Source organism: Hydrococcus rivularis NIES-593, assembly GCF_001904635.1.
Lineage (GTDB): Bacteria > Cyanobacteriota > Cyanobacteriia > Cyanobacteriales > Microcystaceae > Hydrococcus > Hydrococcus rivularis.
The window spans coordinates 1-26,446 of record NZ_MRCB01000005.1; the positions used below are offsets into that span (position 1 = coordinate 1).

A 26,446-nucleotide genomic window follows, 5' to 3' on the forward strand; every position below is an offset into this window, starting at 1 on the left:
CTGGCAAGCTTTACAGCCTTAGCGTAAGTTTCTGTACGGTTGCTACCAAAACGCCTCGATCGGCTTGTTAATCTCTATGGCAGAGTTAAGGTTAACAGCTATGGAACTAGAATTCGCTCAGGAGAACAAACCAAGCATCTGCGATCGCAAAAAAGTTGTCGCGCGTCTTTCAGCACTTGGAATATTAACTGGACTCGCCATGGGATCTTGGGCATTTGAGACGACAACCTCAACTAATCAACTGACCGATGCATGTTTTGCGTCTTATGGCAAGCAGGTAGGCGTTATTTCCTTTCATGCAATGAAAGCTTGTCTACTTCGTTAACGCGATCGCAAGTTAATTTCCGGCTGATTGCTGAGTGCTAGGAATCGTTGCGAGACTCTTATCTGGCAATGGAGGACGCAGACATAAATAAACTAATGCTCCCAATAAAGGAATGAGCGAAACTACCCAGAAAATTAGCGGATTTTTAATCTCTCTTCGGGCTAGATCGTCGTTTAATAGAGATGGAAATAATAAACAAAGAAAACAAAAATCCAAACTCATTACATGAATAAATCGACTGGTTTGCCACTGTCGAACAAAATCTCCCCAGTCTCCTTGCGAAAATCCAAAGACAAGTAAAATAACTGTTCCTATAGTCAGTATTATTCCTGTCAAACGAGAGTCTAAAATTTTAATTAACCAGTCTTTTTTTCCAGAAAATTCTGGATTTGAGTTGCGAAGTGCTAAATAGGGCAAAATGGCAAAAGCACCAACACCAAAAGATCCCAGAACAAACGGAAATGCTTTAATTTTTTGTCCTCGTCCGTCGATAAAAAGTAGACAGGCATAAATTAGAGGAAAGATTCCCATTAAGTTAAAAAGTGCAATAATTAGAGGATTAATTCCTTCCCACGCTCCCGTCGAGAGTTTGATAATTAGTTCAAAAGTATTCGGTTGGTTAGGGGGTGCCAGGAAAAATGCATAACCAATCAACCCAACCCATAGCAACCAAAAGCTAATTTTTGCAAACATTGCTTGACAATTAATATAAGGTTTTCATCTTTTTTATAGATTTATCTGCCAATAGTCCTTGAAAAGCCTAAAAGAAAAACTAGCAACTCAACTATTCCTCAGAACCGGATACATCAATTTCTGCTTTTGTGGCAGCAAATCTCTCTCGCCAAGTTCCATGTTTTTTGAGGTAATTAGCAATCGATTGTTCATCAAAAACTTGTCTTGCTAAAGCCAAATATTCTTGCTTTTCTTCATTATTTAACCATCGATCGCCATTAGCAGAGCGATGGGGATCTCCTCCAGATTCTAGGTATCAATGTATTGTTTTTTTTAAGCAGGATGAAAATAGTTATAAATTTCCTGCGCTAACTGCTGACCGATTCCAGAAACTTTCATTAATTGTTCGACAGAAGCTTCGCGAATGTAATCAACGGAATGGAAATGAGCTAAGAGTTGTTTCTGGCGGTGAAAACCCAATCCGGGGATTTCATCCAAACGCGATCGCCTGCTTTTATTTAATCTTTGTTGGCGATGGAAACTAACAGCAAAGCGGTGCGCTTCATCTCTGACTCTTCTGAGTAGTTGCACCCCTGGTTGTTCTGGATCGGTTGGTAAAGGTAGAGATTCTCGAGGAAGAAATATTTCTTCTTTTTGCTTAGCTAAACTGACTACTTTGACATCTTGTAGCAAGTTCATTTCTTGTAGTACCGCTACCACCGAAGAGAGTTGTCCTTTTCCGCCATCTATCATTACTAAATCAGGAAAATCTTCTGCATCTTCGATTGAATTTTCTCCTCCTTGATACTTGCGAAAACGGCGGCGGATGACTTCTGCTAGAGAAGCAAAATCGTCGGAGCGACCGATTCTGACATTTGGATTTTTAATATTGTAATGACGATAGTATTGCTTGGCAGGAATGCCATCGATAAATACAACCTGAGATGCGACGGCATTAGAACCCTGAATGTGAGAAATATCGTATCCTTCAATGCGTTTGGGAAAGTCAGGTAAGTCGAGAATTTCTGCTAAGTCTTGTAGGGATTGCAAATTGCGATCGGCAAAGCGTTGAGTTCGTTCTAATTCATATTTTGCATTGCGTTCCACCATCTCAATTAATTCTGCTTTCATCTGTCTTTGGGGAACGATGATACTGACTTTACGACCCTTTCTTTCACTCAACCAATCTGCTAATATTTCAGCTTCGGGTAATTGGTATTGAACGAGAATTTCGCTGGGAATTTCCACCGGATCTGCCATTTGGTAACGATCTTCTAGCACTCGTTGTAAAATAGCGCCAGGAGTTTGCGATCGCGCATCGGCAAAAAATCCCAAACGACCCACCAATCGACCCGCACGAATTTGAAATAATTGAATGCAGCAGTGTCGATCGTCGCTAGCGAGTGCGATCGCGTCCCTGGAGATGGTATCGTCGGGTAGAGAAACTTTTTGATCGGCATTGAGTGCGTCTAATGCTTTGATGCGATCGCGAATTTCCGCCGCTAACTCAAAATTCATCGCTTGCGCTGCTTTCTCCATCTGAGATGTCAGCGTATCGATCAACTCTCCCGTCCGTCCCTGAAAAACCATGGCGACTTTTTGGACGGTTTGGCGATACTCTTGGGGCGTAATTAACTGCTGGCAAACGCCGGGACAGCGACCGATATCGTAGTTAAGGCAAGGACGGTCTTTAAATAAAGGTCGGGGACGCTGGCGCAGCGGAAAGATGCGCTTGATGGTATGTAAGGTATGGCGCAATAGGCGAGTATCGACATAGGGACCGTAATATTTATCTTTCTCGTTGTCGATGCGTCGCTTGCGCGTAATAAAGATGCGAGGATAATCTTCCGACCAGGTGATGCAGACATAGGGATAGCGTTTGTCATCCTTGAGCAGCACATTAAAGTAAGGTTGGTGCTGTTTGATTAAATTTGCTTCTAGCGCTAGCGATTCCGCTTCCGTATCGGTGACGATAAATTCGATGTCCGCAACCTGCTGCACCATCGTGGCGATGCGAGGACTGAGGGGTTGCGAGTCGCGGAAATAGGAACGAACGCGCGATCGCAATTTCTTTGATTTGCCAATGTAGAGAATATCCCCCTTTTGGTCGCGCATCAAATAAATTCCCGGTTCGGGGGGGATCTCTTTGAGGCGATTTTCTAGTCTTTCTTTGTCTTTAACTAGAGTTAGTGTCTCACTCAAGGTTATTACTGTCGGATTGTAGCTAGCTACTACTACCATGATAAAGTTTCTGCATTCTCTCAACCATCTCACGTACAGTTAGTACTACTTTATACTACAAAAAAGTAGTATAAAGTAGCGATCGCCGAAGACGAAAAATCTAACAGTTAGATACAATTTCCTGGGCAAAACTGGGAACAATAAAATAGCAATGCACGCACCCGAACAAAAGAAAGAATTTAGCGTCAAGACTAGCGCATGCCTATAAGAAAGCCAGAAAAGTTCATCGTTTCTCGTTCTTAAAACAGCGAAATGAACGCTAGCAAAGAGATTTTAATCATTATCGTTATTTTGAGTCTAGCCGCCTTTGCTAGTGCGTTACTCATTACAGTGGACAGTCCTCGCACCAGAATTTTGTGTACTGCCGCGATTGTTTGCATGACGTTGGCTTACAAGCATCCTCGCCTGGGACTGTGGACGTTTCTGATCTATTTACCGTTTGGCGGCACCGTTACCTATGCTGTCGTGGATATCTATAGGGCCGTTCATGGGAGAGTCACCTACAGCAGCGATGCTTTACTGTTTCATTTGGTAAAGGATACGGTTTACTTTCCCGCACTCATTGCTCTAATTGTCTCAAGCCCATCGTTTCAGAAGTTCCAACGAATTGCTAAGCCCTTGATCTTGGCAATTGGTAGCTTGTTGGGAGCATGTTTGTTGACACTGCTATTTGTCAATCTCTCACTTCAGCTAGCGAATCCCCAGAACAACTTTTTGCTCGTAGGCGCAATCGGTTTAAAAAGCCTGATCGGCTATGTTCCTCTGATTCTTTGCGGCTATTATCTAATCCGAGACCAAAAAGACTTATTTTTTCTCAATCGCTTGTTGGTTGCTCTGACCTTAATTTGCTGCGGCTTGTGTTTTGTTCAGTTCTTTTTGCTCTCTCAAGGCATTTGTCCGGGTAATAGTCTGTTACCCGAACCCGCGTCTTCAAAAGCTAGCCTATTAGCTCGATGTTTTGTTGGCGGTTCTCTACTATACAATCCTGCCAAAGGTTTAATTCGCTTGCCAGGGACATTTGTTGCTCCTTGGCAATGGGCTTGGTTTCTTATTGCTAACAGCTTTTTTGTCTTTGGTGCTAGTTTGAGCGATCCTTCACGTTGCTGGCGCTGGTTAGGTTGGACATCGGTAGGCTTGCTTTTGGCTACCACAATTATTTCCGGTCAAAGAGCTGCCCTGCTATGCGTTCCCATTATTTTATTGGTTTTGTTTTTGCTAAGTGAGTCAAACAGAAAACAGCTTGCGCTCAAGTTAGGCATTATGGTCTTTCTCGGTTTTTTAATTTTCAACAGCATCGAGAAAGTTCAGAAAGAATGGCTCGATTTGGTCGGTCGTTGGAATTATTCTCCTCCTCCTCTATTCGTTCTCAATCAATTCCGAAACGTTCTCGAAAACTACAGCGCATGGCTGGGACAGGGTTTGGGTTTGGCGACCAATGCTGCTCGTCGCTTGGGCAACACGGTGCTAATCGAAACGTTCTACGCTAAGTTACTTTATGAAATCGGTTGGATCGGTCTCCTGAGTTTTTTGCTTGTCGTTTCTATGCTCGCGCTACTAACCTTTAGAGCCTATCGATCGCTCGAAAAACCTTCTCTACGACGTTTGGCGTTTTGTTGGTGGACATTTATTTTGTTTATCGGCTATAACACTTATTACTATCCTCTAACTGTCGATCCGGTCGCAGTTTATTTTTGGTTTATTGGCGGAGTCATGCTAAAATTACCGGAACTAGAGCGTCAGAAAAGTTTCGATCCTATCTAGTGGATAGCGATACCATTGCTAAATGCTGACTAATTGATAGTTCGTAATTCGTCATTAAAATATAAAAACATTGAATTCCTAGCTAGAATCCATTTCTATTTCCCAATTGCGAATTGTAAATTGGTCCGACACCGCGATCGCGCTTGCTTTTTCGCTCTCGCGACTTTCAGCACGGGCACCCTACCAAACTGTAAAAAAAGACCAGCGATCTCAGTCGCTGGTATCCTCTAATTTTTGTTGTTGCTCTGTCGAGGAAATCTTAGCTGCGCGTTCCCAATTCGCCAGCTATCAAGACTTCTCTATACAAATTGTAACAGGGTGCGGTTCCCTTTGTAAAAAAAGATAAATTTTTTGAACTTATGCATCTGTCGTTAGATATCGTTTTACTTTATGGGGGTATCCCCAAATTACAGTTTCATGCTTATAGACGACCATCCCTGGTTTAGCGCCTTTGGGTTTATAAACGTACTTGGGTTTGGTGTAGACTACTGGAACGCGATCGCTCTCCCGTGCCTGACTGAAATAAGCTGCCCAATTAGCTGCAAACTGTAAATCGTCTTCGTCAGGAACGGCTCCGGGTTCTAGACGCAACAAAACGTGGCTGCCGGCTATTTCTTGGCTATGCAACCAAAGGTCGTAATCCCCTGCCATGCGAAAGGTAAGGCGATCGTTCTGGCGGTTATTTCTGCCGATCCACACTTCAAATCCAGAGGGCGTGCGATAGCGATAGGGCTTGGATTCGTCGGCAGTGCTGCGGCTACGCTGTTGGCTAGCTCCTAGATAATTTTGTTGAATCAGTTCCTCGCGGATTTCCTCTAGGGTTTGTAAATCTTCTGGGTTGTTATAGCCTTCTAGTTGATGCAAACTTGCTTCTACTTGCTCTAAATACTCGATTTCGGAGCGAACTTCTTGGAGTAAGGGTTCTACCGCACCTCTGGCTCGTTTGAGTTTTTGATGCTGTTTGTAGAGAGCTTGTGCATTCTGCACGCCGTTTTTTTCTGGATTTAGAGAAATGCTGACGGGTTCGCCCGTTTCAAAATCCTCAAGGCTAATCGACGTCATCCCAGGTTGCCAGCGATGTAGATTCGCCATCAGTAAATCGGCTTGTTGGCGATAGGTATCTGCTGCATCGGATTGCTGCAAGCGTTTTTGGAAACTCTCTGCCTTGAGGCGTAGTTTCTGTAGCAAGTTGCTGACTTTTTGGTGCAATTGATGGCGTAATTGTTGAAAAGTTTCCTGTTCCAGTCGAGCCGTGTAATAGCGGTTGAGTAGAGTTTGAACGCTTTCAACAGGTTGAGTCATTCCCCACCCGAGCACCATATAGCCATCCTCCGTCCAACCGGGTTTAAAATTGCCCGTTTCTAGAATTTGCAGCCATTCTTGCCAAAAGTGAAACAGTCTTTGCCAGTCAGAGTCTGCCAACGTTTGCGTGGATCGTTCGGGTTCTAGATTGGCGGCTCGAACCATCGAACGAGCAACGGTAGGACTCAAGCCGCGATAGCTTTTGAGTAATTGCCGCTCAATTGCCCCAGGAATGAGGCTGACTCGTTCTTGCCAGCGCACCTGCGATTCGCTCAAACTCGGTAAATTTCCTGCAAGGGCGGGCGGGAGCTCGTAAGGTTGTCCAGTTTGGATGGTACGGACGCTAGATTGGCTAGCCGTCACTTGATGGGCAGCGGTAACAATCTCTTTGTTAGCATCGGTTAAGATAACATTGCTATATTTTCCCATGATTTCGACATAGAGATGCCACTGAGGAGGATCGCCGGGACGCTTGGCAAATTGCAAATCGACTACCCTCTCCCAAGGCGCGATCGCGTCTATGGCAGTTAGGGCGTAGCCGTTCAATTGATGGCGCAATTGGTCGCTAAAGGTAAACGTATCGGGAATGCGAGGGGGGGCATCTCCAATGCAGATTCTCGCCGCTTGCGGGTGCCAGCAAAGCGTTAACCAGCCTCGCTGCTTGAGAGTACGCAAGGCAAGGGCAACGGTATAGCGATCGCGCTGATAAACCTGTTCGACGCGGGCAGGCAGCCAACGGGTTCTCAGTTCGGCACAAGCAGCCGTTAAAGTAGTAAAGTCAACTGATTGCATAGGGCTTCCTCACAATGAGAGAGGATGGGTTAACGAAGGTACAAAGAGCGGTTAAAGTTCTCGAACGACTGCCTCGCTGGCTAATTTTGGGCTTGGCATTTCCGCTACTCGTTCTCAATGGCTGGGTATTTCTTGTGGTATTTCACTATTTCCAGTCTCTCATTACTATCTTTGTTACTGCCAATCTTTTGGCTTTTGTCTTGAATTATCCGGTCAATTTGCTGACCTCGCGCGGCGCCAAGCGCAATCGCGCGATCCTGTTTGTCGGGTTGTTGGCTGTATTGCTCGTTCTCGTTCTCGGTCTTACTTTAGCACCTGCGGTCATCGGACAGTTTAACGAGCTGATCGCCCGACTGCCTACCTGGATCGAGTCTAGCAGCCAACAAGTTCAAATATTCGATCGCTGGGCAGCAGGACGCAAGCTGCCGGTGAATTTGACAGGTTTGGCGATTCAACTGACAGAACGCCTCGCAGAGCAATTGCAATCTTTGACGGGTCAGGTTTTCAATGTCATTGCCATTACTATCGGCGGCGTTTTCAATTTCGTCTTTATTCTCGTAATGACTTTTTACTTGCTCCTACAGGGGGATCGGCTTTGGGATGGAATTTTTCTGTGGTTTCCTCAGCCCTACGGTTCCCTGCTGCGACAATTGTTGCGACAGAATTTCCATAACTATTTTATCGGACAAGCTTCTCTTGCCGCCATCATGGGAACGTCTATGACCATTGCTTTCGTACTGCTGCAAGTTCCCTTTGCGCTGTTGTTTGGCTTGGGCGTAGGCTTTATGGCGCTTTTCCCCTTCGGCACTGGAGTAAGTATTAGCGCGATCGGTTTGTTAATGGCATTAAAAAGTGTTTGGTTGGGATTGAAGGTGCTAGGGGTTGCCGTCGTTATTCAACAAATTATCGAAAATGGCATTGCGCCTCGTTTGTTAGGAGGATTTACAGGACTCAATCCGGTTTGGATTTTAATCGCTTTGCTAATAGGCGCTCAGGTTGCGGGAATTTTGGGACTCTTACTTGCCGTACCGCTAGCGGGTTTTTTAAAAGGTGTCGCTAGCCTGATGCGTTCTCATCTTTTGGAGGAGCATTCTCTTGAGAGTTTAAAATGAAAAATTTAAAGTGAAGAATAAATAAACAGTTTAAAAAAATCCTGAAACTTAATTGCATGAATCAGACAGTTGGCGGAATGATTTTAGGATTAGCAATGCTAACTGGGGGATTAGTGGGTTGCCAGTCTCTCGACAGTCACAATGGCGCTTCCTCGCTTCCAGCTTCTCAAAGTGCCGCGTTTGCGCTAGCCAATCCCGATTCTCTTGCTAGCTTAGAGCAAGCTATTTACGAGGAAATCAATCGGTATCGTCAAACCCGAAAGCTACCACCTCTCAAGTTAAATTCAGACATTAGTCGGTACGCCAGAATTCATAGCGAACGCATGGCCGCAGGAATTGTTTCTTTCGGTCACGATGGCTTTGAGAAACGGGTGCAATTTATCGGTCAAATCATTCCCTACGAACAAGCGGCAGAAAATCTATCGGTTAATGTGGGATATGTAGATCCGGTGAAGGTTGCCGTGCAGGGGTGGATTGCCAGTTCCGGTCATCGTAAAAATCTGGAGGGAGAGTTCGATCTCACTGGAATTGGGGTAGCTAGAAATGCAAGTGGAGAATATTATTTCACGCAAATTTTTCTCAAACAACGTTATCCGAGAGAGACGAATACAGTCGAGGCAGACAGATGGAAATCTCCCGTACTGACTAAGAATTCTCCCTTGGACTCTCCTTTGCTGATTACCATAGAACAAGAAGTTTACCGACAGGTCAATCAATACCGCCTGTCTCGCAATCTAGCTCCTTTGAGGTTGGATGCTCGACTCAGCTATGAGGCGAGACTTTACAGTCAAAAAATGGCACGGGGAGAAGCGCCTTTCAGTCATGATGGAATGGAAGAACGATTCAAGAAAGTTGGACGGATCATTCCTTACCGCAAGGCAGCAGAAAATCTCGCCGTCAACAAAGGGTTTGCCGATCCGGGATCGGTTGCTGTAGAAGGATGGATTAGGAGTTCTGGTCATCGCCAAAATATGGAGGGAAAATTCAACGTTACGGGGATTGGCGTTGCCAAAAATCACAAAGGTGAATACTATCTTACCCAGTTTTTTATTCTTAAACGGTAGAACATTTTTATGATGAGTTTAGAAAATTTTCAAGTTTGCGATCGCGATCTTCCCCAAGACACTCTATCGAAGTATCTATCGGTTGAAGCGATCGCGGTCGATACCGAAACGATGGGATTGATTCCCGGGCGCGATCGCCTGTGCTTAGTACAATTATGCGATCCGAGTGGATTTGTTACGGCAATTCGCATCGCCAAAGGACAAACGGAAGCGCCTAATTTAAAACAATTAATGGAAGCAACTAATATCACTAAAATTTTTCACTTTGCTCGTTTCGATCTCGCTCAACTTCGTTACAATTTTGGAATAGAAACCCAACCAATTTTTTGTACAAAAATTGCTAGTAAATTAGCCCGAACTTATACATCCAATCATGGATTAAAAAACTTAGTTCAAGACTTAGAAGGAGTAGAATTGGACAAAAGCTCTCAAAGTTCTGATTGGGGCAACGCAGCTAATTTAACTGAAGCGCAATTGAGCTATGCAGCCAACGATGTACGCTATTTACATAGGTTGAGAGATAAGCTGACGACAATGCTCAAACGAGAAGACCGCTGGGAACTGGCACAGCAGTGTTTTGCTTGCCTTCCTACCTTTGTTGCCTTGGATTTATTGCAATATCAGGCGATTTTCGATCATTAATAAAAAGTCATAAAATTTTTGCTTAATTGTCAGTTTTTTGTCAATTTTATGTATCGATTTATTGAGTATTTATTTAATGACAAAAACACTGTTAAATAATCGCTATCAAATTTTACAAATTCTGGGCAAAGGTGGCTTTGGCGAAACCTTTCTGGCGATCGATACCCATATGCCTTCAGCCAGAAAATGCGTTATAAAGCAGCTCAAACCTGCCATTCAAACACCTACAATCCCGCAGTGGTTACAAGAACGATTTAAGCGAGAGGCGGCAGTTTTAGAAGAATTGGGAGAAAATCATCTTCAGATTCCCCGACTATATGCCTATTTCTCCGAAGGCGGCGACTTCTATCTAGTTCAGGAATGGATAGAAGGCATGACGCTCACCCAAAAACATCAACAAAAAGGCAATTTTTCGGCAGAAGAAGTTAAAAAAATTCTGCTCGATCTTTTGCCCGTTCTGGATTATATCCACAGCCGCCGCATCATTCACCGAGATATCAAACCCGACAATATTATTCTGCGTGCTTGTGATGGCAAACCCGTTTTAATTGACTTCGGAGTCATGAAAGAAGCCGTGGCAACGGTAATTAATACCGATGGAACGACAACCTATTCCGTTGCCCTCGGAACCCCTGGTTATATGTCCTCCGAACAGGCAGCAGGTCGTCCCCTTTATTCTAGCGATCTCTACAGCTTAGGGCTAACAGCCATCTTTTTACTGACGGGGAAAACCCCACAATACTTATCTACAGACGATCGCACCGGAGAGCTGCTCTGGCGACAAGATTTACCCGATCTCGATTCTAATCTAGCCGCAGCGATCGATCGCGCTATTCGCTTTCATCCGCGCGATCGCTTTTCCTCAGCCAAAGAAATGCTTGCCGCCTTGAAAGGCAACATAAAAATGCCCAAAGCAGTTCCTGTTGACGCTTCCGAGCAGGTAAGGCAAGTCCAAACCCATCTCCAGGAAAAAACAAACCTGATGGGGGCGACTCCTTCAGCGCCAACGGAATCAGAAAACGCCTGGATGCAATCGGTGTTTGGGCTGTTGCTGTTTTCGGGAGTAATGGCGGGAGCTTTTGCGGTTGGCTATTATGCCTTTTCCCTAAGAGAGTCTTCCAATCCTTCGCCTTCCGATGCTTCGCCTTCTGCCCCATTCGACTCAACTCCCCAAACTTTTCCTCCCATTCTCTCGCCAGACTCGAAAGGAACGCAGTCTCCTACGCCGCAACCAGAGGCTACCGCTTCTCCAACCCCAGAAGTTACCCCCAACCCGAAACCGGAAGCGACAGCCAGTCCAGTACCGGAAGCTTCGCCAACCGAGGAACCGGAAGCCACTACTAGCCCCACTCCCGAAGCTTCTCCAACCGAGGAACCGGAGGCCACTACTAGCCCCACTCCCGAAGCTTCTCCAACCGAGGAACCGGAAGCCACTACTAGCCCCACTCCCGAAGCCAGTCCATCCCCTCCAGAAACGACGAATCAATCCAGTTCGCCCTCGACAGAAGCGACACCCGAACCTTCTGCCACAATTGTCCCCGAACAAACGTCTCCTCAAGAAAGTAAAAACAGTTCTTCAAATGCCGTTCCTATTTTTAACATCGGAACGCCGGAAAGTCGAATCAGAGAAATGCTCGGACAACCTATCTCAACGAGTAAGGGAATCCAAAATAACAATCATATCGTTTTATACAAAAACGTTGTGTCCGATCGCGTAGAACTGGATTATTCAGTCGATTCCAAAACCGAGCGGCTAAAACGAACCGAAGTCTCCTTTGCTCAGACAGTTGACTTGTTAACGATGAAAGAGACCTTAAATAGCTTGTTAGGGGGTAAAGCTCCAGAATCTGCCAAACAAGCTTTAGAGCAGATTTATTATCGCCAAAGCGATCGCTATTCGTTTACTGTTGGGAATTTAACAGGAACAATAGAGCGAAATCAAAGCGATCGCATTTATATGAAAGTTTGGGAAACCGATTTTCATTCTTAAGCAAAAATTCGGATTTTTCTCGTAGGATAAAGATTAATTCTTTCGCTTGGACAGTCAGAAGCCGTGGCAGAATCGGAAATCCTTTCTAACCTTTTACGTACCCCCCTGTTCGACCTCGAAGTAGAGCAGAAAGCCAGACTGACGGCTTTTGCTGGATGGGAGATGCCCGTACAGTTTAGCGGACTCAAACAAGAACACGAGGCAGTGCGGACTGCTGTGGGGATGTTCGATATCTCTCACATGGGCAAATTTGTTTTAAAGGGAAAAGAATTGCTCAAAAATCTTCAATCCTTGGTGCCCTCTGACTTGGAACGCTTGCAACCCGGTCAAGCACAATACAGCGTCCTTCTCAACCCTCAAGCTGGCATCATTGACGATATTATTTTCTACTATCAGGGCGAGGATGAAACTGGCGAGCAACATGGCGTATTAATCGTTAATGCTGCCACGACTGTTAAAGATAAAACCTGGTTGTCGGAACACCTCAATTCAACTGCCGTTCGACTAGAAGACCTTTCCCAGAATAAAGTTTTAATTGCTATTCAGGGACCGCAAGCCCTAGTCTCGCTTCAGCCTTTTGTGCAAGAAGATTTGAGTTCTCTTAAGGCTTTTGGACATCTAGAGGCAACGGTGCTGGACGAACCCGCGTTTATTGCCAGGACGGGTTATACCGGAGAAGATGGGTTTGAAGTTATGGTAGATCCAGCAGTAGGACAAAAATTGTGGCGATCGCTCCGAGAGGCTGGCGTAACTCCCTGTGGTTTGGGGGCAAGGGATACCCTGCGTCTAGAAGCGGCAATGTGTCTCTACGGGCAAGATATCGACGATAAAACGACTCCTTTAGAAGCAGGTTTAGGGTGGCTGGTTCACTTGGATAGCAAAGGCGATTTTATCGGACGGAACGTCCTAGAAAAGCAAAAGGCATCGGGGGTAGAACGCCGTTTGGTAGGCTTGCAGATGGAAGGACGACACATTGCCCGCCACGGTTATCCCGTTGTGTCTGGCAGTAAAGTCGTCGGAGAAGTGACTAGCGGGACGCTATCGCCTACTTTAGGGAAAGCGATCGCGCTTGCTTATGTTCCTACCGCTTTAAGTAAAGTCGGACAGTCTCTAGAAGTAGAAATTCGCGGCAAAACCTATCCCGCTACCGTTGTTAAAAAACCCTTCTACCGTTCTCCCAGTCGTCTTTAATATAGCAATCCTAGTTGATTCATCAAAATTGTAATGCGAGCGTCTCGCTCGCGCGGGCAAGACGCGAAGCGCCCCTCCAGCGAGAGCGAAGGATCTCCTGCACTACGTTCACAAAATGGCTACTGACAAAACTTTTCCACGCAACGGACAAACATTTCTACCCCCACTCCTAAGGCAGCTTCATCAAAATCGAAGCGAGGATGGTGATGGGGATAGGCTAATCCTTTCTCTGGATTGGCAGAACCTAAGAAGAAATAACACCCCGGTACTTCTTGCAAAAAGAAGGACATATCCTCTCCACCCATAGTTTGACACTCTGGGACTATTCCTGCTGGGGTTTCTACCACTTCTAACGCCACAGAACGCACTAAGTCAGCGATACGGGCATCGTTGATCGTGGGAGGATACAGTCGCCAGTAATCTAGCTCGTAAGTTGCGCCGTGACCGTGACAGACTCCCGCGATGATTTCATCAATGCGCTTGCCGATATAATCTTCTAAGGCAGGGTTAAAATAGCGGACAGTCCCGCTCATTCTCGCCGTATCGGCAATGACATTCAGTGCTGTGCCTGCATGGAGTTCTCCAACGGTAACGACTGCTGAATCGATGGGATTGACATTGCGGGCGACAATAGTTTGTAAAGCATTGACGATTTGAGCGCTAACGACTATCGAATCGACGGTTTGATGGGGCATGGCACCATGTCCGCCTTTACCCTGGATGGTGCAGCGAAAACATTCTACGGCTGCCATTAATGCCCCGCTACGAACGCCTATCGTGCCGAGAGGAAGATTATTCCAAAGATGCAGGCCGATAATGGCATCGACATCGGGATTTTTGAGAACTCCTTCCTCGATCATCGGTTTCGCGCCGCCTGGACTTTCTTCTGCGGGTTGGAAAATAATTTTGACAGTTCCTTTGAAGTCGTCTCGATGTTGGGAGAGATAGCATGCCGTTCCCAGCGCGATCGCAGTATGTCCGTCGTGTCCGCAGGCATGCATGATGCCGTCGTGTTTTGAACGATAGGAGACATCATTTTCTTCCTGAATCGGTAAGGCATCCATATCTGCCCGAATTGCCAACACCGGGCCCGGATGATTGCTCTCAATCGTGGCGACGATTCCCGTTTTAGCAATGCCCGTTCGATGGTCGATTCCCATTTCTGTTAGTTTCTGGGAAAGAAATTCGGCGGTTAATTGCTCTTGAAAACCCAGTTCGGGACGTTGATGAAATCTACGCCGCCATTCCACCAAACGAGTTTGCAGGGAGCGAATTTCTAAACGAATTTGAGATAGATCGATAAAGTTTGGAGTGGGAAAAGTAGAAACCATATTTTTAGAATTGATTGGTAGAGAAAAAATAAAAGTATATTGAATTAAATTGATAAGATTATTCTTAGGCTGATTTCCCCGATAGGATGTTACTTTAAAGATTTTAATTTAAATTCTAATGTGACGATCTTAGATATCTTATGGAGATTAAATTATAGCAAGCATGTCTAAAAATGTCATGGCAAACCAAGAGTGCGATCGCACTCATCAAAAACTTCTCAATGAATTGCGATCGCTTGAGATTATCATCTATCTAGTACCTTGGCAGGAGCTTTAGCACTATACGCGCAAGTAGATCGACTAGAACCCAACAATTTGTCTTCGTATCCTTTGTGCCTTGAAACCCCGTTCGCCATCGAGTACTTGTCTTTGTGGTTCATCAATCAAATCGATTAAAAATTATTTAGTTGCGTAATTCATATTCTGATAAAGTATATGCTTTCTCATTTCGATTGGATAAAGGCTTACCAAATTGAGATTCTAAAATTGTTAAAAATTCATTAGGCTTGCTATTGTCTTTAAGAATCCTAAAATCATGACTGACAATCGAAAATACTTTGAGCTTTAAGGGATTTTTCACTTGAGATTCGATCGCAGACAAAATTTTTTTAAAATCTTCAACTGTTAAACTTAGATCGATACGAAAAATTAAAAAATTAGTCAATAATTGATTTCTATTATCAATAGCACTTTTCTTCTTAATTTCCCGCTCGAGTTTCTTTGAGTGGTTGGTATTCCTGCAACGATCTGAGCTTCTGAATTTAAATTATTAGAACGACTCATGATTTTACTTGCTTTCTTTTTTTCTAGCGATCGCCTATTGTAAGTTTCCTAGCTACCGATTATATCCATAGAAAAGTAAAATTGCGACAATAACTGCGGCAAAACCCGTCCTTCCTCCTTCAGAAACACCGGCTGCCGATTCAACATAAGTAGTTACGGTAGAAGTTCCCAAAAATGCACCTACAGTAGTTCCAATCGTGTCTGCCATCAATGCTCGATTAGCGCGGGGCAATTCTCCTTTTGCATTGATATAACCTGCTTGTATTCCAACACCAGATAGCGTTCCAATCGTGTCGAAAATATCGACAATGGGAATCGCTAAGATGAGCGATCGCTCGCGCCAATAAAGTCCAAAACCCGCTAGCAGCAGAGACAATTGGTTAGGGGAATCGGGAGAAAGACTTAGAATGATAGAAAAATCTCTACAAAACGCGATCGACCATGCTACTAAGAAAAATCTTTAACGATACAGATAGTAAATGGAAACCGATTATTCAAGAATTTGAAGCTGTTCTCGGTAGAGATGGAGTAGTGCGGCGCAAAGATGAATTGCTGACCTACGAATGCGACGGATTGACGGCATACCGCCAACGCCCCGCAGTTGTCGTCCTGCCTCGCACCACCGAACAAGTCGCCGCCGCCGTCAAAATCTGCGATCGCTACAATCTCCCTTGGGTTGCCAGAGGCGCGGGAACGGGTTTATCTGGGGGGGCTTTACCCGTCGAAGATTGCGTTCTCATCGTCACCGCCCGCATGAAACAAATCCTAGACGTCGATCTAGAAAATCAGCGCGTCGTCGTGCAACCGGGAGTTATTAACAACTGGGTCACTCAAGCTGTTAGCGGGGCTGGATTCTATTACGCCCCCGATCCGTCTAGCCAGATTATCTGTTCCATTGGCGGCAACGTCGCAGAAAATTCTGGCGGCGTTCACTGTCTCAAATACGGCGTTACTACCAATCACGTCATGGGATTAAAATTAGTGATTCCCGACGGTTCGATTATCGATGTTGGCGGTTTCGTCCCGGAAATGCCGGGATACGATCTAACGGGATTATTTGTCGGATCTGAGGGCACCTTGGGCATTGCTACAGAAATTACCCTGCGAATTCTCAAAACTCCCGAATCGATCTGCGTTCTTTTGGCAGACTTTACCAGCATTGAAGCGGCGGGAAGTTCGGTGGCGGATATCATCAGCGCGGGGATTATTCCCGCTGGAATGGAAATTATGGACAACCTCAGCATTAATGCCGTAGAAGACGTCGCCAAAACCAATTGTTATCCCAGAGATGCCGAAGCAATTCTGTTAATAGAATTAGATGGATTAGAGGTAGAAGTTGCCGCCAATAAGAAGCGCGTTGCCGAAATTTGTCAAAAGAATGGGGCAAGAAATATTACTTCGGCAAATGACCCAGAAACGCGCCTAAAATTGTGGAAAGGTCGCAAAGCCGCTTTCGCTGCGGCAGGACATATCAGTCCCAATTATTTCGTACAAGATGGAGTTATTCCCCGCACTCAATTAGCCAGGGTACTTAAAGAAATCAATGCATTAAGCGAACGATATGGCTATCGCATTGCCAATGTTTTCCACGCAGGAGATGGCAACCTTCACCCCTTGGTTCTATATGATAATTCTGTGCCCGGTGCCTGGGAACAAGTCGAAAAATTAGGCGGGGAAATTCTCAGACTCTGCGTTGAAGCGGGAGGCAGTCTTTCTGGAGAACACGGTATTGGTGCGGACAAAAATTGCTATATGCCTTATATGTTTAGCGAAGTTGATTTAGAAACCATGCAATACGTGCGGGATTGTTTTAATCCGAAAGGATTGGCAAATCCCGGCAAGGTGTTTCCGACTCCTCGCACCTGTGGCGAAGCGGCTAATGCTCAAAAGATGGCGCAGTTTAAAGAAGCGGAGTTGTTTTGAAGGCAAGTCGGAAGTCGGAAGTAGAGGGAGCGTGGGGAGACAATTAACTACTAACTACTAACTACTCTAACTCTCACCAATCCAAAATCCGCCGTTCTCCCGGAAGCGGTTCCGGGAGCGTGCAGCGGCTTCGCCAAAATCGAAAATCCAAAAATCAAATAGCTGATTTGTTCGGCCAACAAATTAAATTTTCTCCTTCGATCGAAATAAGTCCTTGCCGACGCAACCTACCCATCAAGCGCGTGACAGTAACGCGAGTTGCCCCGATCGCGCTGCCGATTTGGGCGTGGGTTAATGGATAGGGCAGACAATAACCGCGATCGCTCGGTTCTCCATATTCTTCGATCGATAGTTTGAGAAAGCCTACCAATCTGTCAATGGTACGTCTTTGTCCTAACAGGCACAACCAAAGTTGTTTGCGTTGGTGCTGGTAGCGGAAAATTTCTAAAACCTCTCGGCGCAAGTGAGTCCAATTGTCTAGTTCTTGCCAATACATCCAGATGACTGCGGTTTCCTCTACATGGGCGTAGGCTTGCAGGCTAAAAGGCGACTGTACTACAATTTCAAACGGTTGACCCGCCCCGACAAACCCTAAAAAGGCTTTCTCGATGGTTTCTGAAGGCGGAGGATTTTCAGTCTGGATTGCTTGCATCGATCCGACGATGCGGACGGCACCTCGCCGTACTAAATACAACAATCCCGGACGAGTCGGAATTCTTTCGTCTTTGCTAAAAATTCTCTCGCGGTAGTGGGATTGTGCCCAGTCAATAATACCTTGCCAAGTTAAAAATGGTCGAAATTCTTGGGGATCTGGTGAGGGAGTAGACGAAGGCATAACTGGTACCAATTCGCAATTCGCTATATATAGTTAAGAATTCCCAATCGGACAATTATTTTGATTAGAATTTTTATTCATTTTTATCAAGGTCAATTATTAGATAATTCTTTTGTAAACATCAGAGATCGAGGACTTTAGAGGCTGTATGAGGTTAAATGTATCAGAAATTCATTTTTCTTGTCAGAAGTTTTCACTCGCAGTTCCTTTTTGTTTTTTATCGATAGGCAAATTACTTCGGCAAAAACTTTTTGCCCTAGCACTTTTAGAGCGAAAAAAACAAACAGAAATCATCTCGGACGATTTTTTTCCAGAGAAAATTACTTTGTATTATCTAAAATCTCAAATTGGTTATCGTAGCGCGATCGCGCTGCAATTGGCAAAAGGACAAACTCGCTCGTCTCAAGAAATTGCAGAACAATTAGTCAAGCATTTGACTATACTCGAACCAAGCGATCGCGTCTCGTTAGATTTTATAATTCGAGTTTGGGAACCCGGTTGGATCGATTTTTTCATCAGCGATCGCGCTTTAGCTCTGTGGTTGCAACAACTGCCGCAAATTTTCTATCCGACGCTTGTAAGATCGGTAAAAGAAGCAATCGTTCCTCATCTCTTTTCTAGCCAATACGCTCATGCTCGCTGTTGTTCCCGATTGCGTTTGGGACATCGGGAGGGATTAATCGAACTGCGCGAGCTAGATTTCAGTCAACCTATTTGGCAATGGAAACATCCCCATCCCATTCCTTTTCTCGCCTCCGGCAAGTTTCAGTTAGTTTGTCCGACACAACAAAATTTGATTCGTCAAATCCTCGTAGTTACAGACGCGCTGGATGGTAATGCAACAGAAAACTGGATCGAACTAGCGACTAATTTGAGCGAAGCCATTTTGGAATTTGAGCGCCGTTGTCGCATCTGGGGAGAAGTGAAGCAAGAAACGCCACAATTATCCCAAGCGAGATTGGGATTAATCGCGATCGCTCAAGTCTTGTTGCAGCAGCTTTTACAAGAAAAAATAGGTGTTTGGGCACCAATAGAACTATAATCTGTCGAGCAAAGCTTTGAGGCACCTAGAGGAAGATATACTAAACCAAAGTCGATGAAAAGGATTTTTCGATCGTGTCGGATGTAAAAGCTCAGTTAACCGAACAACTCGCCGAGATCGAATGGAGCGATCTGATTCCCCACGCTCAACGCGATGCTGTGATTGTAGTTAACGAAGAACTTTCCATCGTTGATGTTGGCGTAGCGATAGCCAATGATAATGTCGCGTTAGTTCAGCAGTGGATCGCTCAAAAGCTAATTCACAAACCCTCTTTTGACGAACTCAGCGACTGGAACAGTCAACCCGATAAAAAATTTAGCACTTTAATCGTGCAGCCTTTTGTTTTGGTGTGTGCGGCGTAGTCTTTGGTTATTTTTCTGTTTCTGTTTCTAAGCGAATCGCGTTTCCTTGGGCATCCGTCCGATAAATCCAACTGCGATCGCCGTGGGACAAAACAACTCGCCAACCTTCTACCAGTGCTTGCGTACAAATTTCATCGGGTTTAGCCAATCCCAGACAACCATCCGACCAAGTTTGTTGACGGGTTTCCACGACTTTGAACTCGTTAGGTGCGATGCGAGTTCGATTCGATAACTCTTGGCGCACTGCATCGATAACTTGGGAAGGAATGCTTTCTCTGGGTTGTTTGCTCATGAATACTTGTTGGATCGTCTCAGAGCGATCGCCTAAAGAATCTGCCAGAATAATTTGAGTGTTTCCCAAACAAAAGATATTTGCTAGCAATAGAATCGCAAACCAAAAGCGAAAGCGTATTTTTAGAGGACGGGGCGCGTGCATCGAATGGTCTCTCTACTTTAGGTTCAAAAATTTATCTAATGCTGCCACCATTTGCGGGGGCCAGCGGCGGGTAGTTTTAACCCAATTGATGTCTTGATAGCGATTGTCCATACCAACCGCTGCTACCCAGTTACTTTCTGCTTCTCCCTGCTGTCCCTTCTCCCAAAGGACTGCCGTAAGAGCAGCCCGCATGTCTGGAAACATCGGATATTTGCGGACTAAATTGCGGATTTCGCGCAGAGCTTCATCTTTTTTGCCGACTTGATAGATAGCTAGAGCTGCATTAGCGCGAGCAAAGGCAAAGTTAGCGGCTAAATTGGCTGCCTTTTGATAATCTATCAAAGCTTCTTCCCATCGTCCCAATCCGCCTTTGGCATTGCCTCGGTTATTATACGCCATGGCATCGTTGGGATCGATCTCCAGGACTTTATTATAATCAGCGATCGCTGCTTCGTATTGTCCTTTTCCTTCTAAAGCTGCACCGCGATTCAGATAGGGATCGGGTGCATTGGGTGCGAGTTCGATCGCTTTATTAAAATCGGCGATCGCTTCGTCTAATTTATTCTGGCTGACGCGGGTATTTCCTCGGTTGCTCCAAACCGCAGGATTTGTTGGAAAGTCTCTAATTAGTTGCGTCCAATATGCCTCAGCTTGGGCAAAATTCCCTTTTTCCGTAGCTTCAAAAGCTTTTTTGGCTATTTCTTCGCCCTTTTGCAGTTGTTGCTCGGTATAGCTAGGGATTTGAACTTCTTGCGCCAAAACAGGTACAGTCCAACCTAAGACGAACAGCGCGCACAATAAACTCAGAATCCAGCGAATCATTGCCCTAAAAACTTTTAGGATTTATATTAACATACTTATTTGGCTCGCCTCAGCCCTGGATAAAATGGCAACATTCGCCTTCTTTTTCGATTTAAATTTGCTCCAAATATTGCTTATACCCTAATTGCTCTAATTTAGCCTGCTTATCTAAGACTGACTGGGCTAAATTTTGACGATATTGCCGCACTTTTTTAAGTAATTCCGGGTCATGGGAAGCGAGGATTTGCACCGCTAATAAACCTGCATTTTTAGCATTGCCAATGGCAACTGTTGCAACCGGAATTCCGGCTGGCATCTGGACGATGGAATAGAGAGAGTCCACGCCTTGTAGATGTCGGCTAGGGACGGGTACGCCTATGACGGGTAAAGGGGTAAGAGATGCTACCATTCCTGGTAGATGAGCGGCACCGCCCGCACCGGCAATGATGACTCTGATGCCTCGTTGGTGGGCAGTTTGAGCATAGTTAACCATTTTTTCTGGGGTACGATGGGCAGAAACGATCGCGACTTCGCAAGCGATACCAAATTCTTCGCAAACTGCGATCGCATCTCGCATAGTAGGCAGATCGGAATCGCTGCCCATAATAATGCCGACTGATGGAGGATTACTCATAAAGGAAGGTCAATATGGCTATTCAAGCAATCGAACATCTAACAGACGAGCAAATTGACGACTTAAACCGCTTATATCAAGACGAATGGTGGAGTCGAGGCAGAAAAAGAGCCAACATTAGGCGCGTGTTACAACATTTAGATCTCATTGTGGCATTTTGTGACTCTGAGAGCAAACGACTGGTAGCTTTCTCTCGCATCCTTACCGATTCTGTTTACAGAGCGGTAGTTTTTGACGTTATTAACATTTAATTTTGCTAGTTAAGAAAAGGCAAAAAGCAGATGATAGACAAAAGTTATAAAAACGTTCTGTAAAACGTCTCTAAAAAAAACTACAATTTAGATTTGGCAATAATTATAGCCGCGTCACTTGGTAAAATAATGAGTCAATTTTCTATTCAAATCATTAACGTATCGATGCCATCTACTGCGCGTTTAGATATTGTCAACGCCCGTTTACCAGGGTATCAAGGTTTATACCAAATTCGCATTAATAATCGAGGAGTAATTGAAGCGATAATCGCTTTAGATGAGCCTATCCTACCAAGCCATGATAAAAAAGTTTTAGATGTTCGCGGAGACTGGATTTCTTTAGGGGGAGTCGATTTACAAATTAATGGTGGATTGGGCTTAGCTTTTCCCGATCTAAAAGAGACAAATCTTCCTCAGCTTCAAGCAATTTGTGATTATTTATGGCAACAAGGAGTCGATGCATTTTTACCAACTATCGTAACAACATCGGTGGAAAAGATACAGCGATCGCTTTCAGTTATCGACGATTTTATCAAGCTACAAAAAACTGAGCCAAACCTTACTTCCAGAGTGCTTGGCGCTCATTTGGAAGGTCCTTTTCTCAATTACGAAAAGCGAGGCGCTCATCCAGCCGAATATTTATTGCGCCCAATCCAAGAAACTATTGAATGGGTTTTAGGAAACTTTGCCCGCGTCGTAAAAATTATTACCCTAGCACCAGAATTAGATCCAGCTGAAGAAGTTATTCCCTATTTACGTTCTCTGGGAATTATTGTTAGTTTGGGTCACTCGACCGCATCGGCAGCAGAAGCTAAAAAAGCATTCGAGCTAGGGGCTTCTATGGTGACTCATGCCTTTAATGCCATGCCTTCTTTACACCATCGAAAACCGGGATTATTAGCAGAGGCAATTGTCAACAAAAATGTCTACTGCGGCTTAATTGCTGATGGCGAGCATGTCTGTCCGACGATGATAGATCTCTTATTGCGGGCAAGTCGCTACGAAAAGGGAATTTTCTTGGTTAGTGATGCACTAGCCCCAATCGGTTTGCCAGATGGAATTTATCCTTGGGACGAACGTCAAATAGAAGTCAAAGATGGAACGGCTAGACTCGCAGATGGAACGCTAGCAGGGACGACTTTACCGTTGCTAGTTGGGGTAGAAAATCTGGTCAAGTGGGGAATTTGTGGAGTGGGTTCGGCGATCGCGATGGCTACCGAATCTCCTAGAAAAGCGATCGGGATGCCAGGAATTTCTGTGGGACAATCGGCTAATTTACTGCGCTGGCACTGGGATAAAATTAACGCGCAATTAACCTGTAAGCGATTAAAATTCAGAATTTACAACCCACAACTCAAAACCGTTCAGATGCGTTGAAGCAAGCTCATCCCATGGGTATCGGTTCCACAAGTCGTATATAGATCGTAAATCTCGCTCAAGTACTTGACCTTTTCGGTTTCTTTGAGGCTAGCTCTCCAGGGCTTGGGATTGTTATAAGCATAGTAAGCTTCTACGCCATCGACTCCTATTTCAGCCGCAGCTGGAATGAGTTCGTCGGCAGGACGGTGATAGCGGGCAGGGTGCGCGAGAATAGTCAAGCCTCCAGCTTCGTGAATGGCAGCAATAACGCGATCGGCATTAGCATCGCTTCCCGAAGGGCGATCGCCTTGAAGATAAGGCTGCATGACTGGGCGATCGGGATCGAATCCATAGCCGAGGATATGGACTTCTGTTCCCAGCAACTGAGAAGTCACTTCTATCCCCGTCCAGAGATGGGGTAGGCGAGATTTCGGTTGTTGGGAGCGGATTCGATCCAGCCAGCGTTGAGCCACTCGATAGCCGCGAACAGAGTGATGGTCGGTAATTGCCATGCCTTTCAGCCCAATGGTGAAGGCTTGTTCCATCAGTGCTTCTGGAGTCAGTTGTCCGTCAGAACAGATGGTGTGCATGTGGAAGTTGTAGTGATAGGGGCAACTCTCCAGATGAATTGTATCCCAAACTTCTGCTAGAGCTTGAGTGTTTTGAGCATCTAGCTCGTTGATAGGAGAAACCACTAAATTCAAAGTCATAGGTTTTAGGAACGAGTCCGAGTTAGAGGTTTAATCTGACAAAAGATTACAAATTATTAAGATCAAAGATAGCAAAACTTAGAGCAAAGTGACAGCTGGGATTGTGTGGAATATCGATTGGCTTTTCAGATGAGAACTATAAGTTAATGTATCAAATGCAACAAATCAGTCTAACAGGTAATTATACTTACCATTAATCGCGAATTCGACTTGACCAAAACAATTCAAAGTTCAAAGTTCAAAGTTTAAAATTCACCAAAAAGATGAAAAATTTAGGCTAGATTTGGGGAATTCGAGCAGTTTCTAAGATTTGTCTAAAGTTTTTGATATAATTAAAGTTTTCAAAAACGCGATCGCTTCCTTGTTCAAATAATTTTTTGGCTTCATCTGCTCCAGCAATACCAATAAAAGGAATACCGAGCTTTCCTGCTGTTTTTACATCCCAAATTCCATCCCCAACAAAAACAATTTTCTTAAAATCTTTAATTCCATATAAATACTTGGCTTTTTCAACAGATTCCTTGATGATATCTTCACGGGAAAATTTATCATCGTTTGAAACAAAAGGAATCCCCGAAATTCCAACATCAGCTTTCTTGAGTTTGAGCAATGCAGGATCGCGCCAACATCCAGTGGCAATGGCAATATTCCAGTCGGGATCTGTTTTTAATTCTTGAATTATCTTGGAAGCGCCAGGAATTTCAAAAAATAAACCGGAATGGCGATCGCAAGCTTCTTTAAGCAAATGAAAAAAACGGATTTTTATTCTTGATAATTCTTTATCTGATGGAAAACATCCCAGTCGCTCTTGCAAAATTTGAGAAGCAATTCCAGAGTCGGTTACATGAGTATATTCTGCCCAGTTAAGATTAATTCTAACTATGCCAAATTCTTCTGCAAAAGCACGGATAAAACAATCTTCTTCTATTTTGTTTATATTAATCAGTGTGCCGTCAACATCAAAAACGACCAACTTCATGATTAAATAGGGAATCTAACTCGTAGAAGAATTTTAGCTCTATCCCCTATCTCAGTTATCTATTCTTTTAATTCAGTAACATTACAAAAAATTTCTTTGAGGCAATATTACTTAATATAGTGACGATCGCATTTCGTTTCTCTTCGGTAATCTTACTTAATTGAGCATAGTTACTTAGCCACTCTTGCGAACACTCTATCCCATATTTTATAGAACTCGATCGTATAGCAATCCTATTTGATTTGTGAACGTCTCTTCTAACCGCTATCATAGAAGATTGAACTTTAACTCTCTACAGAGATAAATTATTAAATTTTCTAATTGAAAAATTATTATGCCTCTTCCTATTGTTGCAATTATTGGACGACCCAATGTAGGAAAATCGACGCTAGTGAATAGACTGGCGGGCGACCAACAAGCGATCGTACACGACGAACCGGGAATCACGCGCGATCGCACCTATCGTCCTGCCTTCTGGCGAGACAGAGAATTTCAGGTAGTCGATACGGGCGGCATCGTCTTTGACGAAGACACCGAATTTTTGCCCCTGATTCGCGAACAAGCAATGCTGGCACTAGCAGAAGCTTCCGCAGCCATTTTCGTCGTAGACGGACAAAGTGGTCCTACGACGGGCGATCGCGAAATTGCCGACTGGTTGCGCCAACAATCCGTTCCCGTCCTCTTAGCAGTCAATAAATGCGAATCCGTCGAACAGGGACTCGTTCAAGCTGCCGAATTTTGGGAGTTAGGATTGGGCGAACCCTATCCCATTTCTGCCATTCACGGCAACGGTACGGGCGAATTACTCGATGACTTGATTGCCTATCTTCCCCCGACAAGGGAATTGCCGGAAGTCCCAGAAATAAAAGTCGCTATCATCGGTCGCCCGAACGTGGGTAAATCCAGTCTACTCAATGCCCTGACTGGAGAAAAACGCGCGATCGTCAGCCCGATTTCTGGCACGACTCGCGACGCGATCGATACCGTCGTAGAGAGGAATGGAAAAACTTACCGCTTGATCGACACCGCTGGCATTCGCCGCAAAAAAAATGTCGATTACGGCGCAGAATTTTTCGGGATCAATCGCGCCTTTAAAGCCATTCGCCGTTCTGATGTCGTCCTCTTCGTCATCGATGTTCTCGATGGCGTAACCGATCAAGACTTAAAACTCGCTGGACGCATCATCGATGATGGCAAAGCCGCCGTCATTGTCGTCAATAAATGGGATGCAGTCGAAAAAGATTCTTACACCATTTATGATTACCAAAAACTAATTCAAGATCGCCTCTATTTTATGGATTGGGCGGAAAAAATCTTTGTCAGCGCTATGACAGGGCAAAGAGTTAACAAAATTCTCGATTTGATAGATACCGCTGCCGAAGAACACAGTCGCCGCGTCAGTACGGCAGTAATTAATGAAGTCCTTCAAGAGGCAGTAAGCTGGCACTCTCCTCCTGCCACTCGACAAGGCAAGCAAGGAAGGATTTACTATGGTACTCAAGTCTCCACCAAGCCTCCCACTATTGCTTTATTTGTCAACGATCCCGATCGCTTTAACGACAATTACCACCGCTACATCGAAGGGCAATTTCGACAGCAATTGGGCTTCACTGGAACGCCGATTCGTTTGCTGTGGCGAGGCAAAAAAGCCCGTGAAGTAGAAGGTAGCGCCAATCGGGCAACGAGGGTATAGTTAGCACTCACTCTCAAACGACGGGGGCAGAAGTAAAAACTAACCAAACCAGTATCGCCAGAATGAGGACGAAAATTTTAACGATGAGAAAAGTTAGGCTATCGGGATAGAGAAATGAGTTCAGCATTTTGTCCTCCTTTGCCAAGCTTGCCCAAGGAAGAGGGAATAGTCTAATTCCCCTCTATCTCTATCTTGCTTGCAAAAGCAGCAAAGGA

At 44.8% G+C, this 26,446-nt stretch carries 25 protein-coding genes and 1 pseudogene; 13 read left to right on the top strand and 13 right to left on the bottom strand.

Annotated elements, in window-relative coordinates:
* Nucleotides 1–100 precede the first annotated feature (100 nt).
* Complete coding sequence (locus NIES593_RS05960) at nt 101–325, top strand: hypothetical protein (RefSeq protein ID WP_139253637.1); 225 nt, start codon at nt 101–103, stop codon at nt 323–325.
* A 12-nt stretch (nt 326–337) separates the two neighbouring features.
* Here the strand turns inward: NIES593_RS05960 and NIES593_RS05965 are convergent, their stop codons facing one another.
* From NIES593_RS05965 to uvrC, 3 genes are all read right to left on the bottom strand, one after another.
* A complete protein-coding gene (locus tag NIES593_RS05965) occupies nt 338–1,018 on the bottom strand; it encodes a DUF2834 domain-containing protein (RefSeq protein ID WP_073598714.1) in 681 nt (226 codons plus the stop codon).
* Between the two features lie 91 nt (nt 1,019–1,109).
* Nucleotides 1,110–1,235: a hypothetical protein gene (locus tag NIES593_RS25110; RefSeq protein ID WP_281250703.1), complete on the bottom strand. Its 126-nt coding sequence runs from the start codon at nt 1,233–1,235 to the stop codon at nt 1,110–1,112.
* 95 nt (nt 1,236–1,330) lie between these two features.
* On the bottom strand, nt 1,331–3,238 hold the full coding sequence (gene uvrC / locus NIES593_RS05975) for an excinuclease ABC subunit UvrC (protein WP_175561045.1): 1,908 nt from the start codon (nt 3,236–3,238) through the stop codon (nt 1,331–1,333).
* A gap of 252 nt (nt 3,239–3,490) precedes the next feature.
* Here uvrC and NIES593_RS05980 point away from each other — a divergent pair, with 252 nt between their 5' ends.
* Nucleotides 3,491–4,999, top strand: a complete 1,509-nt coding sequence (locus tag NIES593_RS05980; RefSeq protein ID WP_073598715.1) for a hypothetical protein — start codon at nt 3,491–3,493, stop codon at nt 4,997–4,999.
* A gap of 357 nt (nt 5,000–5,356) precedes the next feature.
* On the opposite strand, the gene NIES593_RS05985 is transcribed toward NIES593_RS05980, so the two are convergent.
* Entirely contained in the window at nt 5,357–7,093 is a 1,737-nt protein-coding gene (locus NIES593_RS05985; RefSeq protein WP_073598716.1) for an Rqc2 family fibronectin-binding protein, read from the bottom strand.
* 14 nt (nt 7,094–7,107) lie between these two features.
* Here NIES593_RS05985 and NIES593_RS05990 point away from each other — a divergent pair, with 14 nt between their 5' ends.
* The 5 genes from NIES593_RS05990 to gcvT all read left to right on the top strand — a co-directional run bounded on the left by NIES593_RS05990 (nt 7,108) and on the right by gcvT (nt 13,092).
* The gene (locus NIES593_RS05990; RefSeq protein ID WP_073598717.1) at nt 7,108–8,205 is read left to right on the top strand and encodes an AI-2E family transporter; all 1,098 of its coding nucleotides are present in this window, start codon (nt 7,108–7,110) and stop codon (nt 8,203–8,205) included.
* 56 nt (nt 8,206–8,261) lie between these two features.
* Nucleotides 8,262–9,269 (top strand): CAP domain-containing protein, encoded by a 1,008-nt coding sequence (locus NIES593_RS05995; protein ID WP_073598718.1) that lies wholly within the window; start codon nt 8,262–8,264, stop codon nt 9,267–9,269.
* 12 nt (nt 9,270–9,281) lie between these two features.
* A complete protein-coding gene (locus NIES593_RS06000; protein ID WP_073598865.1) occupies nt 9,282–9,911 on the top strand; it encodes a ribonuclease D in 630 nt (209 codons plus the stop codon).
* 76 nt (nt 9,912–9,987) lie between these two features.
* The gene (locus NIES593_RS06005) at nt 9,988–11,901 is read left to right on the top strand and encodes a serine/threonine-protein kinase (RefSeq protein WP_073598719.1); all 1,914 of its coding nucleotides are present in this window, start codon (nt 9,988–9,990) and stop codon (nt 11,899–11,901) included.
* Nucleotides 11,902–11,964: 63 nt separating this feature from the next.
* Nucleotides 11,965–13,092: a glycine cleavage system aminomethyltransferase GcvT gene (gene gcvT / locus NIES593_RS06010; RefSeq protein WP_073598720.1), complete on the top strand. Its 1,128-nt coding sequence runs from the start codon at nt 11,965–11,967 to the stop codon at nt 13,090–13,092.
* 119 nt (nt 13,093–13,211) lie between these two features.
* On the opposite strand, the gene NIES593_RS06015 is transcribed toward gcvT, so the two are convergent.
* The 3 genes and pseudogenes from NIES593_RS06015 to NIES593_RS23180 form a co-directional block, all read right to left on the bottom strand.
* Nucleotides 13,212–14,423: a M20 metallopeptidase family protein gene (locus NIES593_RS06015; RefSeq protein WP_073598721.1), complete on the bottom strand. Its 1,212-nt coding sequence runs from the start codon at nt 14,421–14,423 to the stop codon at nt 13,212–13,214.
* 403 nt (nt 14,424–14,826) lie between these two features.
* The gene (locus NIES593_RS06020; RefSeq protein WP_073598722.1) at nt 14,827–15,087 is read right to left on the bottom strand and encodes a hypothetical protein; all 261 of its coding nucleotides are present in this window, start codon (nt 15,085–15,087) and stop codon (nt 14,827–14,829) included.
* A 195-nt stretch (nt 15,088–15,282) separates the two neighbouring features.
* Nucleotides 15,283–15,582: pseudogene (locus NIES593_RS23180) on the bottom strand (solute carrier family 23 protein); the annotation flags it as partial.
* A gap of 65 nt (nt 15,583–15,647) precedes the next feature.
* Between NIES593_RS23180 and glcD the strand changes: the two are divergent.
* Nucleotides 15,648–17,129, top strand: a complete 1,482-nt coding sequence (gene glcD, locus NIES593_RS06030; RefSeq protein WP_073598723.1) for a glycolate oxidase subunit GlcD — start codon at nt 15,648–15,650, stop codon at nt 17,127–17,129.
* A gap of 154 nt (nt 17,130–17,283) precedes the next feature.
* Here glcD and NIES593_RS06035 read toward each other — a convergent pair whose 3' ends face one another.
* Entirely contained in the window at nt 17,284–17,964 is a 681-nt protein-coding gene (locus NIES593_RS06035; protein ID WP_073598724.1) for a Crp/Fnr family transcriptional regulator, read from the bottom strand.
* A gap of 148 nt (nt 17,965–18,112) precedes the next feature.
* On the opposite strand from NIES593_RS06035, the gene NIES593_RS06040 reads away from it, so the two are divergent.
* Both NIES593_RS06040 and NIES593_RS06045 read left to right on the top strand, forming a co-directional pair.
* Nucleotides 18,113–19,006, top strand: a complete 894-nt coding sequence (locus NIES593_RS06040; RefSeq protein ID WP_083602358.1) for a hypothetical protein — start codon at nt 18,113–18,115, stop codon at nt 19,004–19,006.
* 74 nt (nt 19,007–19,080) lie between these two features.
* The gene (locus tag NIES593_RS06045) at nt 19,081–19,368 is read left to right on the top strand and encodes a DUF2288 domain-containing protein (RefSeq protein WP_073598725.1); all 288 of its coding nucleotides are present in this window, start codon (nt 19,081–19,083) and stop codon (nt 19,366–19,368) included.
* A 7-nt stretch (nt 19,369–19,375) separates the two neighbouring features.
* Here NIES593_RS06045 and NIES593_RS06050 read toward each other — a convergent pair whose 3' ends face one another.
* The 3 genes from NIES593_RS06050 to purE all read right to left on the bottom strand — a co-directional run bounded on the left by NIES593_RS06050 (nt 19,376) and on the right by purE (nt 21,239).
* On the bottom strand, nt 19,376–19,804 hold the full coding sequence (locus NIES593_RS06050) for a hypothetical protein (RefSeq protein ID WP_217651831.1): 429 nt from the start codon (nt 19,802–19,804) through the stop codon (nt 19,376–19,378).
* A 12-nt stretch (nt 19,805–19,816) separates the two neighbouring features.
* Nucleotides 19,817–20,626, bottom strand: coding sequence for a tetratricopeptide repeat protein (locus tag NIES593_RS06055; protein WP_073598726.1), 810 nt, complete (start codon nt 20,624–20,626; stop codon nt 19,817–19,819).
* Between the two features lie 91 nt (nt 20,627–20,717).
* On the bottom strand, nt 20,718–21,239 hold the full coding sequence (gene purE / locus NIES593_RS06060; protein ID WP_073598727.1) for a 5-(carboxyamino)imidazole ribonucleotide mutase: 522 nt from the start codon (nt 21,237–21,239) through the stop codon (nt 20,718–20,720).
* 14 nt (nt 21,240–21,253) lie between these two features.
* Between purE and NIES593_RS06065 the strand changes: the two genes are divergently transcribed.
* Together NIES593_RS06065 and nagA are read left to right on the top strand one after the other, a co-directional pair.
* On the top strand, nt 21,254–21,490 hold the full coding sequence (locus tag NIES593_RS06065; RefSeq protein WP_073598728.1) for a hypothetical protein: 237 nt from the start codon (nt 21,254–21,256) through the stop codon (nt 21,488–21,490).
* A gap of 129 nt (nt 21,491–21,619) precedes the next feature.
* The gene (gene nagA, locus NIES593_RS06070) at nt 21,620–22,867 is read left to right on the top strand and encodes an N-acetylglucosamine-6-phosphate deacetylase (protein WP_175561046.1); all 1,248 of its coding nucleotides are present in this window, start codon (nt 21,620–21,622) and stop codon (nt 22,865–22,867) included.
* Here the strand turns inward: nagA and NIES593_RS06075 are convergent.
* Nucleotides 22,855–23,559: a PHP domain-containing protein gene (locus NIES593_RS06075; RefSeq protein WP_073598729.1), complete on the bottom strand. Its 705-nt coding sequence runs from the start codon at nt 23,557–23,559 to the stop codon at nt 22,855–22,857. The genes nagA and NIES593_RS06075 overlap by 13 nt on opposite strands.
* A 277-nt stretch (nt 23,560–23,836) precedes the next feature.
* Nucleotides 23,837–24,538, bottom strand: coding sequence for an HAD family hydrolase (locus tag NIES593_RS06080; RefSeq protein WP_073598730.1), 702 nt, complete (start codon nt 24,536–24,538; stop codon nt 23,837–23,839).
* A gap of 334 nt (nt 24,539–24,872) precedes the next feature.
* Between NIES593_RS06080 and der the strand changes: the two genes are divergently transcribed.
* Entirely contained in the window at nt 24,873–26,231 is a 1,359-nt protein-coding gene (gene der / locus NIES593_RS06085; RefSeq protein WP_073598731.1) for a ribosome biogenesis GTPase Der, read from the top strand.
* Nucleotides 26,232–26,446 lie beyond the last annotated feature (215 nt).

Coding starts and splice junctions, on each gene's coding strand:
- NIES593_RS05960 (WP_139253637.1), top strand. CDS start 101: ATGGAACTAGAATTCGCTCAGGAGAACAAACCAAGCATCTGCGATCGC.
- NIES593_RS05965 (WP_073598714.1), bottom strand. CDS start 1,018: ATGTTTGCAAAAATTAGCTTTTGGTTGCTATGGGTTGGGTTGATTGGT.
- uvrC (WP_175561045.1), bottom strand. CDS start 3,238: ATGGTAGTAGTAGCTAGCTACAATCCGACAGTAATAACCTTGAGTGAG.
- NIES593_RS05980 (WP_073598715.1), top strand. CDS start 3,491: ATGAACGCTAGCAAAGAGATTTTAATCATTATCGTTATTTTGAGTCTA.
- NIES593_RS05985 (WP_073598716.1), bottom strand. CDS start 7,093: ATGCAATCAGTTGACTTTACTACTTTAACGGCTGCTTGTGCCGAACTG.
- NIES593_RS05990 (WP_073598717.1), top strand. CDS start 7,108: ATGAGAGAGGATGGGTTAACGAAGGTACAAAGAGCGGTTAAAGTTCTC.
- NIES593_RS05995 (WP_073598718.1), top strand. CDS start 8,262: ATGAATCAGACAGTTGGCGGAATGATTTTAGGATTAGCAATGCTAACT.
- NIES593_RS06000 (WP_073598865.1), top strand. CDS start 9,282: ATGAGTTTAGAAAATTTTCAAGTTTGCGATCGCGATCTTCCCCAAGAC.
- NIES593_RS06005 (WP_073598719.1), top strand. CDS start 9,988: ATGACAAAAACACTGTTAAATAATCGCTATCAAATTTTACAAATTCTG.
- NIES593_RS06015 (WP_073598721.1), bottom strand. CDS start 14,423: ATGGTTTCTACTTTTCCCACTCCAAACTTTATCGATCTATCTCAAATT.
- glcD (WP_073598723.1), top strand. CDS start 15,648: ATGCTACTAAGAAAAATCTTTAACGATACAGATAGTAAATGGAAACCG.
- NIES593_RS06035 (WP_073598724.1), bottom strand. CDS start 17,964: ATGCCTTCGTCTACTCCCTCACCAGATCCCCAAGAATTTCGACCATTT.
- NIES593_RS06040 (WP_083602358.1), top strand. CDS start 18,113: ATGAGGTTAAATGTATCAGAAATTCATTTTTCTTGTCAGAAGTTTTCA.
- NIES593_RS06050 (WP_217651831.1), bottom strand. CDS start 19,804: ATGCACGCGCCCCGTCCTCTAAAAATACGCTTTCGCTTTTGGTTTGCG.
- NIES593_RS06055 (WP_073598726.1), bottom strand. CDS start 20,626: ATGATTCGCTGGATTCTGAGTTTATTGTGCGCGCTGTTCGTCTTAGGT.
- purE (WP_073598727.1), bottom strand. CDS start 21,239: ATGAGTAATCCTCCATCAGTCGGCATTATTATGGGCAGCGATTCCGAT.
- NIES593_RS06065 (WP_073598728.1), top strand. CDS start 21,254: ATGGCTATTCAAGCAATCGAACATCTAACAGACGAGCAAATTGACGAC.
- nagA (WP_175561046.1), top strand. CDS start 21,620: ATGAGTCAATTTTCTATTCAAATCATTAACGTATCGATGCCATCTACT.
- NIES593_RS06075 (WP_073598729.1), bottom strand. CDS start 23,559: ATGACTTTGAATTTAGTGGTTTCTCCTATCAACGAGCTAGATGCTCAA.
- NIES593_RS06080 (WP_073598730.1), bottom strand. CDS start 24,538: ATGAAGTTGGTCGTTTTTGATGTTGACGGCACACTGATTAATATAAAC.
- der (WP_073598731.1), top strand. CDS start 24,873: ATGCCTCTTCCTATTGTTGCAATTATTGGACGACCCAATGTAGGAAAA.